This window comes from Singulisphaera chitinilytica (assembly GCF_049331405.1).
GTDB lineage: Bacteria > Planctomycetota > Planctomycetia > Isosphaerales > Isosphaeraceae > PoT.
Genome location: NZ_CP186274.1, coordinates 7,495,166 through 7,511,459 on the forward strand (window position 1 = coordinate 7,495,166; position 16,294 = coordinate 7,511,459).

A 16,294-nucleotide genomic window follows, 5' to 3' on the forward strand; every position below is an offset into this window, starting at 1 on the left:
GCCGCGATGGGATCAGAGCCTCGTCCGCAGGCCGAGCCTTCCCAGGAGCCCGGTGATCAGGCAGACGAACAGTGCCATGCCGAAGGAACCGGCCACGACGATCCTGGGATCGGCCGAACCCTGGTATTTGAGCACCGTCTCACCGAGCTTGCTCACGATCAGGATGTTGACGACGATCGGATGCATGAAATACGCGACCAGTGGGTTCGAACCGGCCGGGCGGATGATGATCGACCAGCCACGCAGGCCGAAGACATCCATCAGCGTATAGAGCAGCATCCAGGCCACGCAGGCCAGGGACGCGGTCCAGAAGCACCAGGTCGGTGTGGCGGAAATCTTGTTGATCCCCTCGAATGTGTCGGTCAAGAAGCCTGCGATGAACAGACCGACGGCGAACGTCGCGGCCCACCAAAGTCGCTCGCCGTGGCTGCGTACGTCGCTGTCTCGACGCAGGATCGAGCCGAGCAGGCATCCGGCCATCGAGATGGCGGCGAGCGAACCCATCGCGTCGCCGAAGCTGACGAATTCCCCAAGCTTGTTCATGTGAGCCGAGATCGACTCGAGAATCCCGGCCAGCGGACCCAGCCAGGTCTTGTCGTCGACGCGGGCGAAAAGGCCGCCGTTCCTCATGACCGGGTGCATCGTCATCAGAAGGGCGAGGGCTCCCATCAACCATTCTCTGCGACGACGCAGCAGCAGCGTGAGAATCGACACCGTCAAATAGGCCCAGCCGATCAGCCCGAGGATTCCCCACCAGTCGGTCTTGAGCCAGGTCCAGTTGTCGACATGGCCGATGAACAGTGAGTGGACTCGGATCGGCTCGCAGCGGAAGAGGCAGAGCATCGTGATCAGCGAGACCGCGCCGAAAGCCTTCAAGATCCGGAAAATCGTGCGTTTGGCCCCGGGCGTGGTGGGAATCATCGTCCAGGTGAGGAGCAGCGACGCGAAGGTGAGCAGGCTCCAGAGAGTCCCGCCCAGGCGTTGATCCCGGTCGCTGTTCATCTCGATCGCGCCCATGAGGCAGAGCCCGAACGTGCGAGTGACGATGTGCCCGAGGCGGATCCACAAGGGGGTCCCTCGCAACTCGGCCCGCTCAAACGCCAGGGGGATCGAGACGCCGACGATGAACAGGAACCAGGGGAAGACGATGTCGGCCAGCGTCATGCCGTCGGCGTTGGAGGGCTTGATGTGGTGCAGGAACGCCGGTGCGTTCCGCCCCATGTCGTTGACGAAGACCATGAGGAGGATGGTCAGCCCTCTGAGGGCGTCGACGGATGCGACTCGATCCGCGGGAGGGAGGGTTGTCATGGACTCGGGTCTGTGCCCTTGCGGCGGTTTCTCTGATTCCAATCGCTCTGAGCCTGTTGTCACGTCGATCAACTCCGAATCACGCCGCGATAGGTTGAAATGAGTCCCCGAAGCTGGGCGGGCGGTGGGAGAGGGCCTCGAGTCATTGAGGTTCCGCCCGGGCTTTCGAGGTGAGGGGTCGAAGTGTACGAGGATCGGACCTCCATTCCGGATCCGCGCTGGAAGTATTGCCGAATCGAGGGGGCAATGATCGACCGTCGCGAGGGGGATGTTGCGAGTCGATCGGGTTTGTCGCGGAATCTTCGAGGGCCTAGTAGCCGATCGCGCATCCGTCCTTGCGAGGGTCGGAGCCGCCGATGAGGATACCTCGTTCGAGGTCGATGCGGATGGCCTGATAGCCCCCGTAACCGCCTGGGCTAACGATCAGGCGATGGCCTTTCGCTTCGAGTTCCTTCCGCACGTCTTCGGGGATCTCCGACTCGAGGGCCACCTCACCCCCGCCCTTGGCCGGGGTCCCGGTGGGGTCGGACGAGCCCTGATGGCGGAACCGAGGGGCATCGCCGGCCTCCTGCACGTCCATGCCGTTGTCGATGATGTTGCTGATGACCTGGACATGCCCTTGCGCCTGCATGTCGCCCCCCATCAGCCCGAAGCTGAGCCAGGGCTTGCCGTCCTTGGTGACGAATGCGGGGATGATGGTGTGAAAAGGACGCTTATGCGGCTCGAGCCGATTCGCGTGCGCGGGATCGAGTGCGAAGAGGGTCCCGCGGTTCTGCAGCGCGAAGCCGAGGTTGCCGGGGACGTGCATCGAGCCGAAGCCGCTGAAATTGCTCTGGATCAGGCTCACGGCGTTGAAGTCGCCATCGACCACCGTCATGTAGATCGTGTCGGCCTGCTTCGGCTCGCCCGGGATGGGGCTCTCATTGGCGTGGTCGGGGTTGATGAGCGAGGCCCTCGACGCGGCGTATTCCTTGGAGATCAGCGACGCGACCGGGACCTTCGAGAACTCGGGGTCGCTGTAATACTTCGCTCGATCCTCGTAGGCGAGCTTCTTGGCCTCGATCATCAGGTGGAGAGACTTGGCCGACTGGGGTCCCATCGCCTTGAGGTCATAGGGCTCGAGCAGGTTCAGCATCTGCAGGGCGGCGATGCCCTGCGTGTTGGGCGGCAATTCCCAGACGTCGTAGCCTCGGTAGTTGGTCGAGACGGGGTCGATCCAGGTGCTCGTGTGATCCTCGAAATCCCTGGGCGAGAAGAGGCCGCCGACTTGCTGCGAGTAGGAAGCCATCGCCTGGGCCAGAGGCCCCTTGTAGAAGGCGTCGCGGCCATTCTGTGAGATCAGCTTGAGCGTGCGGGCGAGGTCGGGGTTCCGGAACACGTCCCCCACGCCAGGAGCCTTGCCTCCCGGGAGATAGCAGGCGGCGGAGGTGGGGACCTGCAAAAGACCTCGCGCGGAGGCCTGCCAGTCGCGGCCGATGATATCGCTGACGGGGAATCCTTCCTCCGCATAAGCAATCGCTGGGGCAAGCAGGTCGGACCACCCTTTCGTGCCGAAGCGGGTGCGGAGCTGATCCCAGGCATCGACGCAGCCGGGTACCGACCAGCTCAGGGGCCCGCTCGTCGGGATCTGCTTCATCCCCTTGGAAGCGAAATAGTCGAGACTCGTGGCGTAAGGCGACCGCCCGCTGCCATTCAAGCCGTAGAGCTTCTTCGTCTTCGCGTCCCAGACGATGGCGAAGAGGTCGCCCCCGATCCCGCAAGACATCGGCTCGACGACGCCGATCACCGCATTGGCGGCGATTGCGGCGTCGATGGCGTTACCCCCTTCCTGCAACACGCGGATCGCCGCGGCCGTCGCCAACGGCTGGCTCGTGGCCGCGACTCCGTGGCGGGCGATGACGGTAGAGCGAGTCTTGTGCTTCGGCCCCGCGGGACGGTCGTGGGCGACGACTCGGTCGACGCCCATGCAGAGGAGGAAGCCCAGCGCGGCCAGGCCGGCCATCGATCCCGATGCGCTCATACGATGACCCATCGCGAACCCCTTAGTGATCAACTCGGTCTCCGACACGTTGATGCGTCGATCCCTGGCACTGGCTCGGTGGACGATCCGGCGTCGAAAGCCGAGGATCGTTCGGGGTCGAGGCTAACCTCGCCGGGAGTCGGAGTCAAAGACCGAGGGTGGAATTCGCCGGATCGATCGCGGCGGGTAAGGCTCACCTCTTCGGGACGGGTTCCAGGCGATCGATCTCGGAGCGAAAGGGAAGACCCGACTGGGCGCCCACGCGTGTCACGGAGAGGGCCGCCGCGTCCCGGGCCCATTCGGCGGCGTGGACGAGTGCCTTGCCATCCGCCAGCGCGACCGCGAGCGCACCGTTGAAGCAATCCCCCGCGCCGACGGCATCCACCGCCTCGACCACTCGTGACGGGACGAATGTGACTTCATTCGACACGACGAGGCATCCCTTTGAACCGAGCGTGACGACCAACTCAAGCCTGGGATTCTTCGCCCTGAGTTTCTGGGCGGCGAGATCCGGATCGATCTCGTCGGCCTCCGACAGGCCGAGCAAGGTTCGGAGCTCCGATTGATTCGGGGTCAAGATGTCCACGAACTCGATTGCGTCGAGGATCTTCGACGCAAGTTCGGGTGTCGTCGGCGCCGGATTGAGGATCGTGGTCAAACTGGAGGCCTTGGCCCTGCGTAGCCCTCTGAGAACGGACTCGAAGGGAACCTCCAGGCTCGCCAGGAAGACGCCCGTCGACTCGAACACCGAATCGGCGACGCTGGCCACGCCCTCGGGATCAATCCGGTTGTTGGCTCCGGGGGCGACGGCGATCATGTTCTCGCCGCCGGCCTCCACGAAGATGAGCGCGACGCCTGACGAGACCTGATTGGTCACCTTCACATAGGAAACGTCGATCCCTTCCTGTCGGTAGAGGTCGAGGGCTTCCTTGCCGAAGGCATCGTCTCCGACTGCGGTGATGAAGACGACGTCGGCGCCCGCCCGCTTCGCCGCCACGGCCTGGTTGGCCCCCTTCCCCCCCGGGCCTTTCTCAAACGTGCCGCAGAGGACGGTCTCGCCACGCCCTGGGAGTCGGGGAACCCGGACGACCATATCCGTATTGCTCGAACCGAGGACGACGACGCGTGCCATGAGACCGGACCTCTCATTCTATCTGGTGATGCGAGCGACAAAAAAACCGCCCATCCCCTGAGTGAGATGGGCGGTTCATGTGCGAATGACTGCGACGTTTGCCACAGTTTGGAGACTCAGCGACGCGATGCGAAATGCTCCTGGACGAACTCGCCCGTCCAGGCGAGGTACACGTCGCGGCTCATCTCGAAGGTCCCCTGCAGGCAGTCGTCCAGCTTCTCGCCGCCCGCCAGCATCTCGCGGACGAAGCGGGAGACATAGGGACGCGACCGCGGGTCGGTGGCCATCGTTTCGACCATCGCATAGCCGACCGCCCGGATGTCCTCGACCTTGCCCTCGCCCCCCAAGATTTCGCTCCCCTTGGAGACCCACCCCTGATCGAAGACGTCGAAGGCCGTGCGTCGCAGCTTGAGAGCGAAGGTGCTTCGGGGGTCGACCTTGGCGCTAAAATAGGCCCCGATGCCCGAGCTCAGCCAAACCGGGGCCTTCCCCTCGCGCTTCACGGCGCCGTTGGCGAGGGCCTCGGTGATGACCCCCGCGAGGCTCCGCTCGACTTCGGCCCCCCCCTCCGAACGCCTGGATCGAGACGCCTTCTTGGGAGCCGCGGCCGCCGCCGGCTCTTCCTTCCCACCCGCCGGGTCGATCACAGCGATGTAGGGCTCTGAGTCACTCAGATTCGACGTGATGTTGTCGGTCGACTCAACGTCACGCTTCTCGACGGTCCGGGCGAACTCCACGAAACTTGTCCTGTCGTTGAAGACGTAAAGCCCAACCTTCTGGACGGAATCGACCGGGACGAGGCTCTTGATCTGTCCCCACTGAGTCTCGAGCGTCTTGAGCGACGCGGTTACGCGATCCTTGGGCAGGTTTCCGAAGAGGAGGAACGACTTCGATGGCGTGATCTCGGGCGTGACCTTGGAATTCGCCTGCTTCCAGCGCTCGAGGCCCTTGGTCTCGACGATCTTGTCGCGCTGGTCGCCTGACATCTTGCTCAGCTCGTCTTTGCGCAACTGCTCGGGCGAGGCCGCGAACGAGGCGAGCTGGGCCTTCGGGTCGATGCCCGCGTCGAGCTTGGCCCCTTCCTTGACCCACTGGCCGATCTTCTCGATCGCGTTCTCGGAGAGGCGGCGATTATTGCCACCTCGAGGCATCCGCGGCTTCTCCTCGCCGGTCAGACGCAAGTAGAGGTGGCTTTCTTCCGGCTTGCCGGGGACCACCGAGGGGTCGCCGGAGGCCGCCGGCTGGTTCACGAGCTTCTCGAAGGTCGAAAGGTCGAACTTGCCGTTCTTCGTCATCGCCTTTTCGTTGTGGCAACCCATGCAGTTGCTCACCAGGATCGGGGCGATGTCGCGTGAGAACTTGAGGCCGCCCGTCGGATTGCCGGCATCCGCAGCCTTGTCGGAGTCGGCAGAATCCGACTCGGCCGTCATCTCCGCCTTGGCCTTCTTTGAATTCGACTTCTTGGGCTTCTTCGCGGGGGCGAAGACCAGGCGGACCTTCCCGCCCACGAGTCGACCTGACGACTTATGCGAAAGTTCGGGCGTATCCGACGCCGGAGAGACGGCCTCGAACGCGAAGATCAGGGCCAGGGTCAAGCAGACGCAACCCAGGCTCCAGAGAAGTCTCGGCATGGCTGGGACCCCAAGACTAGGCGTAGACGGACGATACCACGACTGGATGCTTTTATTGTCGTCCCGCCGCAGGGCTTTGGCAAGCCTCTGCAACCAACCTACGCCTCGGTTTCAATGGCCAACAAGAAAGCACGCCGCGATCGATCGCGGCGTGCTCGAGTTGACTCGCGACCTTGAGCCCCGATTGAGGGCTGATCCGGGTCGATCGGTCAGGATTCGAGGTCGATATTCACTGGTGGATGGTCAGGTTGATCTTCGAGGACGTGTTGCGGCCGGCGAGCTCGTCTTCCTGGTTCAGGTGCAACTCGTATGAGCCCGGCTCGAGGTTTTCGGGGAGAGTCAAACGACAGACGACGAAGACGTCTCGCCGACGGCTCCGGCAATAGTCCTCGGCGGTGCCGAGTGCCTGCTTCCAGACCGGTTCGCCCCCTTTGGACGACACGAGCTGGATCTGCGAGGTGATTTTCGAGTGAAAGGTCTCGCCGGTCTCGGCGTATCGGACCCCCGACATCTCGCAGTAGACGATCATGGTCTGGCCGGGCTTGCAGTCGGTCGGGTCGAGGGTCTCGAAGTTGCCGAACCCATTCACCTTGAGGCAGAGCTTGAGGTCGGTGATCTGGAGCGGGGCCTGCTCCTCGAGCGCCGTGATCGCCTCGCGGACCTCGTTCGCCCTCTCCTGCTCCTCCCCGGGCTGCCAGTCGCTCTCGAGGCCGAGGAACGACTTCAGGATCGAGCGTCGGAGCGAGGCGCGGTCTTCGGACTGGCCGACCAAATCCAGCATCTGCTCGCGGAGCGACCACAGCGAGACCGAGGAGTCGGCGTTGTGCTCCTGCTCCTTGGCGAGGTCGCGGAGTTGCTGCAGCCCATCTCGCCAACGCTCCTGGGGCGTCTTGGGCGGGATGGCCGGCTTGTCCGCTCGGATCGGCGGCGAGATGATCGCGGGCGCCGCGGCGAGTGTGATCGGCTCCTTGGTCTGGCTCGTCTGCTCTACCTTGTCGCCGTGGGCGGGCGTTCCCGGAGGCGTCGCGATCGAGTCGGTCGAGACGTGTGCCGCGGCCTTCAACTCGGGATCAACCTTGGGAGAATCCTTCCCGTCCTCGCTGGTTATACGCTGCAGATCCTCTGCCTGGGCGAGGGCCTCGTCGAGTAGAGGCGTCGCCTGGGCGACCGAGGACTTGTCGGTCGGGATTTCGGAATGCGTGGCGAGCCGCGTCGGCACGACGAGCGGGCCGGGCTTCACGGACGCTTCGGGAGCCGGTGCGGGGATCGTCCCCTGGGCTTGCGGCTGGACCTCTTCGACCGGCTTGAGCGGCGGGAGGGGCTCGGCCTGAGCCTGGGGAATATGGATCGGAGCGGTGTTGGCTCGCGGCGTGGGGATTTGTTCACAACCGCAAGCGATAACTATCATCACGAAGATCCCGTGACGACAGAGATTCGAGTGCCGCGACACGCGACCTTGAAGCATCGGTCGACCCTTCATCTGGCCGAAAGCCACTGGCTTTTTACTGTTCGAGGTCCCGAATGAGACGTGATGCGGGACGTCGCGTTGATGTACCCCAAGCCGAAAAACCCGGCAAGCTCAATCTCCACCCAAGCTGTCCACCATGTCGCCGGCAAGGAGCGCAAGCCGCTGACGCAATTCCCTCTGGCGCCTGCGTTTCTCGCGATCGAGGCGTCGAGCCTCATCGAGACTGATTCGCGAAAACCGGATCGAATCGCCCGGGCGAAGCTGTGCGAGGCGATCGAGGTCGGCCGAGATGATGTGGGCGATATGGGGATAGCCGCCGATCGTCCCGCATGCCACTCCCAGCAGGATCAACTGTCCACCCGTCGCCTGGACCGCGCCCACGGACACCGGCATGGACATTCGCTCTGGCTCTGACCGCAACGCGATCGGAGGGCATTCCATCCTCACACCCATGCGGTTTGCCTGAGGGCCAACCTTGAACGGCTGATCCAGCCAGGCGTCGAGATCTTCGACGCGGCCACTGTCCGGCCCATCGATGACGCGTAGAAGTCTGGGATCCTGAGCCTCGTCGAGATCGAAGATGGGATGCCGGACCAGGGTCGAGGACGGCCGGGCTTCGAGGATCGTCCTTGCCTGTATCGGAAGCTCGCTTGAGCGGCTATTCAGTACCTTGGCCGTTTGCCATCCGCCTTTAACCGCGAGATAGGTACGGGCTCCGTTGGCAGTTCCCCCCAAAGAGAGGACGTCTCCCGATTCAAGCGAGAAGCACAAGGGGAGAGTCAGTCGTTGCGCTTTGAGTTGGCGTGATTGAAGAGTCGCTTCCATCGGAGCGCCGACCAAGGCGATAGCCAGGGGGACCTGGGCTCGGAGAGTCGCGCCCAGGAGGGTCATCTCAAGAGCCGCGCAATCTGGGGGATTACCTAGGAGGGCGTTGGCAAGATCCAGCGAACTTCGGTCGAATGCACCGGCGGGAGGAACGCCCCAGGCCGCGTGGCCCGGACGTCCCAGATCCTGGATGGTGGTGAATAAACCTGGCGCAATAACCTCAATCGCCATCCCGGATGAAGCTCCTGAGGGGCAAACCTCGCTGGGTCAGGGTGGCCCGAATCCATCGGGCGTTCTCAACGGCCTTCGCGGCATCCCCGTGGATACATAAGGTGTCGAATCCGCCGACGAGGAATCGCTCGAGATGCTCAGCGACTTCCAGTTGGGTTTCGAGGGTCGCATTCGCTTCGGAACGCGGCACGAGACGCCCATCTTTAGTGTAGCGGCGGTCGGGGAAGCCCTCTCGCACGTAAGCCAGTCCGAATTGAGCGGCGATGGATTCCAGGATACTTCCGGGTTGCCCAAGTAGCGGCAAATCCAAACGAGCGGCCGCCTTGACGATGCCCCGGGCCACCGACTCATCCCACTGGGCCTGGTTGTAGAGGGCGCCGTGGGGTTTGACGAATCGCACGGCATAGCCGACCTCGGCTGCGACTTGCTTGAGTGTCTCGCACTGATCGATGACGAGTTGCTCGACATCTTCGAGCGACATCTGGCATTCGCGTCGGCCGAAGCCCTCGCGATCGGGGAAGCCGGGGTGGGCTCCAACCGTCACGCCGTGACGCTTCGCCAGCTCGATGGTATGGCTCATCAGACGAGGATCGCCGGCATGGGCGCCGCAGGCGATGCTTGCCGAGGTGACGAGGCGGAGGAGCTCATCGTCGTGTGGATAGCCTTCGCCGAGGTCAGAATTGAGGTCGATCGATCGGCGGTCGTGGCTCATAGCCGGTCTCCCAGGCGCGACGCGTAATCCTCTGAGGAAATGGGCACGAACCTCAGGAGGTCGCCGGCCTGAATTGGGAAATACTTGTCAGTGACGTCGACCACCTGCATCGGAGTGCGCCCGAGGAGATGCCAGCCACCCGGCGATTCGGCCGGATAGATCCCCGTCTGACGCCCCACGATCGCCACCGATCCGGCGGGAACTTTCAGTCGCGGAGTTTTGCGACGAACGAGACCGGCCAATGAATCCGGCAAATAACCAGCATAGGGAAAGCCTGGCTGGAAGCCGAGCGCGAAGACATGGTAATCCTGGCCGCAATGTCGCGAGATGAGTTCGGCGGGCGTCAAACCGAGGAGTTGCGCCGCGTCCTCGAGGTCGGCCCCATCATAGAGGACAGGGAGGCAGATGCGTCGGCCCGATTGGAGAGCCTTGGAAGAGACCTTGAGGTTGCGTAAACGCGCTTCGAACTCAACCCAGTCGGTAAGATCCGGATCCACGTAAATAGCGACCGAGCTATAGGCGAGGACGACATCGATGACCTCTGGCCATTGACTCTTCCCCATCTCGGCTGACCAACGAGCGGCCTCGTCCTCAGACTCGAATCGGATCAGGAAGCCCCGATCTCCCAGGGGATGTACGTCCATCGGCATGACCGGAGGCTCTGGATTCTCGGAAGACGACACAATTCTTGCCCGACCCCGTTAGAATGGTAAGTAGCATCCATCAATGCTTCTCGCAAACTCCTCCCTGTCATTCGAGGGGGAAACGTAAGATGAATCTAAGCGGGATCTTCCTTCTTGGTCTGTTGCTCGCCGCCCAGGGGAAGCCGGTCGCTCCCTCTGCCCCCGCCCTTCCCGAGACGGCCGCCGACGTCGCGACGTTCCGCGACGGTTCGGTTGTGCTTGGTCAGGTGCTGGAGAGCCCGGTTCGCGGTACGCTCGTCATGCTCGTCCGACGAGACTGGGCGAAGAAGAAGAAACCGGAGGCGGTCAAGCAGTGGCAGGCGGCCGAATCGCCCACCTTGAGGCGAGCCGTCACGGCGAGGAAGGATCGGCTCAACGCCTGGCGTCAGGAGCGAGCCGCCTCGGCCCCCGCGAATGATCCGATTCTCGCCTGGATTGATCGCGAGGTCGAGCGCCTCTCGCGTCCGGAGATCATCTCCGAATCGACCTTGATGATGGTCAAGCTGAATCGAGCGGGAATGGTCTCCATCATCCGCAGGCCAAAGGCCTCGACGCGGATGCTTCGCCAGGGTTGGCTCCTGGGTTTTCCGAACGTCGAGGAGATGCCGCTGGAAGATCTCCGCGACGCGCTCGAAGGCCGAGGGTTCGCGCCAGGCCAGGGAAACGAGGTCTCGATCGAAAAGCTCCTGCCACTCACGATCGAACCTGAGCCCCAATGGCTCGCGCGGCGGGCGGCGACGGAGGTTGCTAACGACCCCGACCTCAAATTCCTTCAGACGCAGGGGCTCCTCATGGCCGAGCCGGCTCCCGGACATCCGGTCTCAATCGACGCGGCGGGATCGGCCTTGAGGCAACTCGGGCAACTGCTCTCGGATGCACAGCCGACGGATCCACTCGCCGACAAGCTGAAGGAAATCGCCGCGCGAGGGAAGTCGGGGGCGTCGATCACGCGCATGGAGATCAGCCCGGACCTGAGCTCGGTTCGTGTAGAAGGGGTTGTGATGGCCCGCGATCGACTCGGGCGCTGGATGCCAGTCGTGACTCGCGGAAGCATGGTTCAACTCGACAAGCTGGCCGTCGATGCGGGGAAGGAACTCGAGCAGGATCCGCAGGTCGCGAACGCGTTCAAGCTCGTGGAGTCGCTCGGCCTGGGCCAGGTGACCGACGAAATGAAGCAGCGCAGCCTCAAGATGGGTGCTGCGACTCAAAAGGCTCTCGGTGAGACGCGATCGGCGCTCAATGAGGATCTCGCCCAACTCGCCTTCCCTGTAGGCGACCTCCCGCCGGCCGAGAAGAAAGCGGACCCCAAGCCTTGAGCCGAGGAACCGATCGGTCCGTGCAGAATCAAAGTCCGATTGAGCGGACTCTCCCCGCTGAGTATCCTGGGCCAGATCGACCCGGCGCGGCGAAGCCGGGTCGTACCAACCGATCGCAGTTCGTCATTCGATTTCGCTCGCCTGGTCTGCGGAAGACACTTCCCGGTACGGGTGGCAAGGTTCGGCCACCCGGCGAGGCCCCATCGGCGTCGACGTCGCCGAGACCTTCCGAGGCGTTTCGGAACAGCAGGCAGGGCGGGCGGAACCGCGAGAGAAGCGAAGGGAATAGCAGTCATGGGCTTGTTCACCGGGAAGAAGGGCCTCGTCCTCGGGGTCGCGAACGACTTCAGCATCGCCTGGGCGATCAGCCAGAAGCTGCTCGCCGAAGGCGCGGATATCGGATACACGCACCTGCCGGGCGACAAGATGGAGCGCCGGGTCCGCAAGGTCGTCGACCCCACCGGGGCGAAGCTCGTCACCCCTTGCGACGTGCAGAAGGACGAGGATGTCGCGCGCGTGTTCGACGAAGCCCGAAATATCTACGGCTCCCTCGATTTCGTGCTGCACTCGATCGCCTTTGCGCCCCTCGAAGACCTCAAGAAGAACTTCGTATACGCGAGCCGCGAAGGCTTCAAGACGGCGATGGACATCAGCGTCTACTCGCTGGCGATCGTCGCCCGGCACGCGGCCGAGTCGATGCCGAATGGCGGGGCCATCGAGACCCTCACCTATTACGGTGGAGAGAAGGTCGTCTCCGGCTACAACCTGATGGGCGTCTGTAAGGCGGCCCTCGACGCCTCGGTGAAGTATCTGGCCTACGACCTGGGACCCAAGAAGATCCGCGTCAACGCCCTCTCCGCCGGCCCAGTCAAGACGCTCGCGGCCTCGGCGGTTGGCGAGTCCGACAAACTCGCGGGACTCTACGAAGCCGTCTCCCCGATGCAGCGCAATATCGACCGCGAAGAAGTCGGTTCGGCCGGTATGTTCCTGCTCTCCGACCTCGCGAGCGGCATCACGGGCGAGATCATGCACGTGGATTGCGGCTACAACGCGATGGGCTCGCCGGGACGGGCGCTCGAGGCTGCCGAAGCCGCGGCCAAGAAGTGACGTCCAGCTTCATGCCTGAAACGAACACGTTCGAACAAGAACGCCCGGTCCGCGTGGGGATTGCCCTCGTCGCGCGGGACGGGCGTTTCCTGGTTCGCCAACGCCCCCCTGGTGCCGCCATGCCCGGCGTCTGGGAATTCCCCGGCGGTAAGTGCGAGCCGGAAGAATCGGCCGAGGATGCTACTCGGCGGGAATGCCTCGAGGAAATCGGGATCGAAGTCGAGTTGCTGGGCCTGAGGCGGCGCTTCGATCACCGGTATCCCCACGCCTGGGTCGAACTTTCTTTCTTCGACGCCAAGACCGTGGAACCCGACGCCGAACCGCCATCGGAAACCGGGTTCATCTGGGTGTCGGCGGCCATGCTTTCCTCGCTCGTTTTCCCCGGCGCCAATGAGGCGATTCTGGAAGACCTTGCGAGAGAACATCAGCAGCGTTAACACAGAGCCGCCTGAATTCTCAACGCTTTGAAACGAAGAAACCGCCTCGGGTCACCATCACTCAGTGATGACCAGAGGCGGCTCTAATTTCGGAACCGTAACTCGATCCGATTAAGGAATTGGGTTCGGGTTCAGCGGGATCGACGGTTCGCGGTCGACCACGTTATCGATCAGGCCGTATTCACGGGCCTCTTCCGGCGACATGAAGCGGTCTCGATCCGTGTCGGATTCGAGCTTCTCCAGGGTCTGGCCGGTGTGGTGGCGATAAATCCCATTAAGCTGCTTCTTCATCCGGATGAATTCTTCGGCGTGGATCAGGATGTCCGTAGCCGTGCCTTCCATGCCGGCGAGCGGCTGGTGGATCATGATCCGGCCGTGCGGCAAGGCGTTGCGCTTGCCCTTGGCACCGGCGGCGAGCAGGAGCGAGCCCATGCTGGCACACTGGCCGATGCAATAGGTCGCCACGTCGCAGGAGACCCACTGCATCGTGTCGTAGATCGCCATCCCCGCAGTGACGCTGCCGCCCGGGCTGTTGATGTACAGGTGGATGTCCGCCTTCGCATCCTGGTGGGCGAGGACGAGCATCTGGGCGACGACGAGGTTGGCCACGTTGTCGTCGATGGCCGATCCGAGGATGATGATTCGGTCCTGGAGCAGGCGGGAGAAGATATCCATCGCCCGCTCTTCGCGCCCGCTCCGCTCGATCACAATCGGAATCAGTGGCATGGGAATGTCTCTTTCCTGAATATGATCACGAATTGCCCGGGAGCGTGTGGGCCTTCACTTCGGCGGCGGGGATGTGGCCGACCACTTCATCGACGATGCCGTATTCCTTGGCCTGGATCGCCGTGAGATAGCGGTCGCGTTCGGTATCTTTGGCGACCTGCTCGAAGGGCTGTCCGGTGTGCTTGGCGAGGATGTCGTTGATATCCTTGCGATTGCTCAGGATTTCCTGAGCCTGGATCTCGATGTCGGAGATCTGACCGCCGACTTGCCCGTAGGGCTGGTGGATCATCACCTTCGAGTGCGGCAGGGCGAACCGACGACCCTTGGACCCACCCGCGAGCAGCACGGCCGCGCCAGAGGCCGCCATGCCGATGCAGTAGGTCGCGATCGGGCAGTCGATGAACTGCATGGTGTCGTAGATCGCGAGCGTGCTGCTGACGCTCCCGCCTGGGCTATTGATATAGAAGCTGATCCCCTGCGTCCGGTTCTCGAACTGGAGGAAGAGGAACTTCATGACGGCCGCATTCGCCGCCGCATCGTTGATCACACCCTCGAGGAAAACGATTCGGTTTTCCAGGAGCAAATCGCCGAGGGTCATTTGACGCTGCCGGGCATAGTCGCGATAGCGCTGAAGCGTCGGTTGCGCGATGGGATGATCGAAATGCATGGAAGGCTGTCCTTCGAGATCATGGACCAGGCGGCCGCGCCGAAAAGCGGGCGCGCCCGGCCTTGCCTGGTCGATTCGAGCCGAAGCGGTGGGTGCCTGGGTCGCGCCTCGACCTCAGGCACTCCAGCGATCGGTCAAGAAGCCTCGCCGCTCGCTTTGTCTGACTGAGCCGCGCCACCGTCTTCGGAGGTCGATCCCTCGTCTTCGGCGGAGGCGACCATCCCGCTGGCGGTCTGGTCGAGAGTCTCGACCGCCTGCTGTTCTTCGAGTTGCACTTCCTCGAATTTCACGAAGCTAAGGACCTTTTCGATCGCCTTGCGTTCGAGGATTTCCGAGGCCAGTGCTTCGACCAACCCGTCTTTCTGGATTCGCGACCGAACGCGACGAGGAGACTCGTCAGTCCGGGCCGCAATCGCTTCGACTTCGTACTCAAGGTCTTCATCCTCAACCTTGAGGTTCTCCACCTCAGCAATCTTAGCGAGGAGGAAGAATTCTTTAAGTCCCCGAAGCGTGGATTCGTGGGCATTCGCGCGGATTTCCGCCTCGCGAGCCTTGATCTCTTGCTCGTTGAGGCCGTCCTTCCGCATACTGACGATCAGGCGGCGGATGGTGTCCTTCTCCTGCCGCTTGACGAGGTCGGCGGGCAGGTCGAAGGGGGTGGCCGCTAGGAGTTGGTTGAGGATCTCGACGCGAACGGCCTGGTTCTGCTGCGTCTTGAGACGCCGCTCCAGGATTTCGCGGAGGGCGTTTCGCAGCTCGTCGATCGACTCGAAGCCGATGCTCGAGAGGAACGCGGCATTGACCTCGGGCAGGCGGAGCTGCTTGAGGTCATGGATGTTGAAGACGACTTGGATCACGGCGCCGCGGAGGCTCGGATCGGCCGAGCCGGAGCCGATGTTCGCCTCGGCTTCACGCGAATCGCCCGCCTTCGCACCCACGAGGGCCTCGCCCACCTTGGGGACGGTCCCGTCCTGGAAGCGAAGCTCGGGCTGGAGGCGGAACTGGATTTCCTTAGCCTCGTTCAGCGTCTGGCCGTCGCGATTGAAGAAGATGTCGGCCGTGACGTAATCGCCGATCTCCGCCCCACCCTCGAGCTTCGGCACGAGCTGCGCATAGCGCTCGAGGAAGAGCTTGAGCTGGGCGTCGACGTCAGCATCGCTGATCGTCTTGACCGGACGCTTGACTGAGAGCGACTTGTAATCGGGAAGGGCGAATTCAGGCCGGACTTCGAGGTCGAGCTCGAACTGCATCGGTCCCTGTTCGGGGAGATCGATGGCGGCGAGGTCGAGTTGCGGCTGGGTGATGGGATTGAGGTTATAATCGCTATCGAGTTGCTCGAGCGACGCCATCAACAAGGTCGACTTGACCTGATCGGCAACCTGCTTGCGGAATCGCTTCTCGACCAACTGACGCGGGGCACGACCGGGTCGAAAACCGGGAACGGCGGCCTCACGCTTCATCGTTCCGAGCGATTCGTCAAATTGTTTGTCGATCTCGGCCCGGGAGATGGCAACTTTGAGGTGCTTCTTGCAGGGCCCGACGTCCGAGATTTGGACGTCGAGATCAAGCTTTCGTTTCAGAGACTCACCCTCGAGACCCGTGGGCTCATCAACCGTCGAAACGGTGTCAACTTCGTGCTCGCCGGTGGTCATCTAAAGCTTTCCTCGGAACGGACGGGCTGGGATGGCTTGATCCGCCATCACGCACCCGAAGCGCTCCGAGCGTAAGCCGCCAGCCCTTTGGATGGCAATCTTAAAAGAAAAGAGCGGGAGAAGGGATTTGAACCCTCGACAACCACGTTGGCAACGTGGCGCTCTACCCCTGAGCTACTCCCGCATCTCTATCCTGCACGAGTGTTGACGGCAATCGTTCGACCCGTTTCCGTCCGACTGGGCTCGTGTCCTCAAGACAAGGCCTAGTATATGGCGTCCGGCGGCGATTGCAAGACTTCTTCTCCGAAAATCCATTAATTGCCCCGGAGTCGAATTCCATTTGCCTCTATGTATCTTAGACGCTAGCCTTTAGGTAACC

General features: G+C 62.8%; 14 protein-coding genes and 1 tRNA gene. 3 read left to right on the forward strand and 12 right to left on the reverse strand.

Features of this window, described 5'->3' with window-relative positions:
• Positions 1-12 precede the first annotated feature (12 nt).
• From ACOYYX_RS29265 to ACOYYX_RS29300, 8 genes are all read right to left on the reverse strand, one after another.
• Positions 13-1,308: a DUF5009 domain-containing protein gene (locus tag ACOYYX_RS29265; RefSeq protein ID WP_422926249.1), complete on the reverse strand. Its 1,296-nt coding sequence runs from the start codon at positions 1,306-1,308 to the stop codon at positions 13-15.
• Positions 1,309-1,618: 310 nt separating this feature from the next.
• On the reverse strand, positions 1,619-3,328 hold the full coding sequence (gene ggt, locus ACOYYX_RS29270) for a gamma-glutamyltransferase (RefSeq protein WP_422926250.1): 1,710 nt from the start codon (positions 3,326-3,328) through the stop codon (positions 1,619-1,621).
• Positions 3,329-3,521: 193 nt separating this feature from the next.
• Positions 3,522-4,460 (reverse strand): ribokinase, encoded by a 939-nt coding sequence (rbsK, locus tag ACOYYX_RS29275; RefSeq protein ID WP_422926251.1) that lies wholly within the window; start codon positions 4,458-4,460, stop codon positions 3,522-3,524.
• Positions 4,461-4,576: 116 nt separating this feature from the next.
• A complete protein-coding gene (locus tag ACOYYX_RS29280) occupies positions 4,577-6,091 on the reverse strand; it encodes a c-type cytochrome domain-containing protein (protein ID WP_422926252.1) in 1,515 nt (504 codons plus the stop codon).
• 229 nt (positions 6,092-6,320) lie between these two features.
• Positions 6,321-7,499 carry a hypothetical protein gene (locus ACOYYX_RS29285; protein ID WP_422926253.1) on the reverse strand — a complete coding sequence of 393 codons (1,179 nt, stop codon included), beginning with the start codon at positions 7,497-7,499 and terminating at the stop codon, positions 6,321-6,323.
• Between the two features lie 171 nt (positions 7,500-7,670).
• Positions 7,671-8,615 carry a biotin-dependent carboxyltransferase family protein gene (locus ACOYYX_RS29290; RefSeq protein WP_422926254.1) on the reverse strand — a complete coding sequence of 315 codons (945 nt, stop codon included), beginning with the start codon at positions 8,613-8,615 and terminating at the stop codon, positions 7,671-7,673.
• Positions 8,605-9,327: a 5-oxoprolinase subunit PxpA gene (locus ACOYYX_RS29295; RefSeq protein WP_422926255.1), complete on the reverse strand. Its 723-nt coding sequence runs from the start codon at positions 9,325-9,327 to the stop codon at positions 8,605-8,607. Before ACOYYX_RS29295 ends, ACOYYX_RS29290 begins: the two co-directional genes overlap by 11 nt.
• A complete protein-coding gene (locus ACOYYX_RS29300) occupies positions 9,324-9,977 on the reverse strand; it encodes a 5-oxoprolinase subunit B family protein (protein WP_422926256.1) in 654 nt (217 codons plus the stop codon). The genes ACOYYX_RS29295 and ACOYYX_RS29300 overlap by 4 nt, the downstream gene beginning before the upstream one ends.
• Before the next feature lie 122 nt (positions 9,978-10,099).
• On the opposite strand from ACOYYX_RS29300, the gene ACOYYX_RS29305 reads away from it, so the two are divergent.
• From ACOYYX_RS29305 to ACOYYX_RS29315, 3 genes are all read left to right on the forward strand, one after another.
• The gene (locus ACOYYX_RS29305; protein ID WP_422926257.1) at positions 10,100-11,326 is read left to right on the forward strand and encodes a hypothetical protein; all 1,227 of its coding nucleotides are present in this window, start codon (positions 10,100-10,102) and stop codon (positions 11,324-11,326) included.
• Positions 11,327-11,620: 294 nt separating this feature from the next.
• Positions 11,621-12,433: an enoyl-ACP reductase FabI gene (locus tag ACOYYX_RS29310; protein WP_422926258.1), complete on the forward strand. Its 813-nt coding sequence runs from the start codon at positions 11,621-11,623 to the stop codon at positions 12,431-12,433.
• A gap of 11 nt (positions 12,434-12,444) precedes the next feature.
• Positions 12,445-12,870 (forward strand): (deoxy)nucleoside triphosphate pyrophosphohydrolase, encoded by a 426-nt coding sequence (locus ACOYYX_RS29315; protein ID WP_422926259.1) that lies wholly within the window; start codon positions 12,445-12,447, stop codon positions 12,868-12,870.
• A gap of 111 nt (positions 12,871-12,981) precedes the next feature.
• Here the strand turns inward: ACOYYX_RS29315 and ACOYYX_RS29320 are convergent, their stop codons facing one another.
• From ACOYYX_RS29320 to ACOYYX_RS29335, 4 genes are all read right to left on the reverse strand, one after another.
• Positions 12,982-13,596, reverse strand: coding sequence for an ATP-dependent Clp protease proteolytic subunit (locus ACOYYX_RS29320; RefSeq protein WP_422926260.1), 615 nt, complete (start codon positions 13,594-13,596; stop codon positions 12,982-12,984).
• Positions 13,597-13,621: 25 nt separating this feature from the next.
• A complete protein-coding gene (locus tag ACOYYX_RS29325) occupies positions 13,622-14,263 on the reverse strand; it encodes a ClpP family protease (RefSeq protein WP_422926261.1) in 642 nt (213 codons plus the stop codon).
• Between the two features lie 134 nt (positions 14,264-14,397).
• Complete coding sequence (gene tig, locus ACOYYX_RS29330; RefSeq protein WP_422926262.1) at positions 14,398-15,915, reverse strand: trigger factor; 1,518 nt, start codon at positions 15,913-15,915, stop codon at positions 14,398-14,400.
• A 112-nt stretch (positions 15,916-16,027) separates the two neighbouring features.
• Positions 16,028-16,099: transfer RNA gene (locus ACOYYX_RS29335), tRNA-Gly, on the reverse strand.
• Positions 16,100-16,294: the final 195 nt, after the last annotated feature.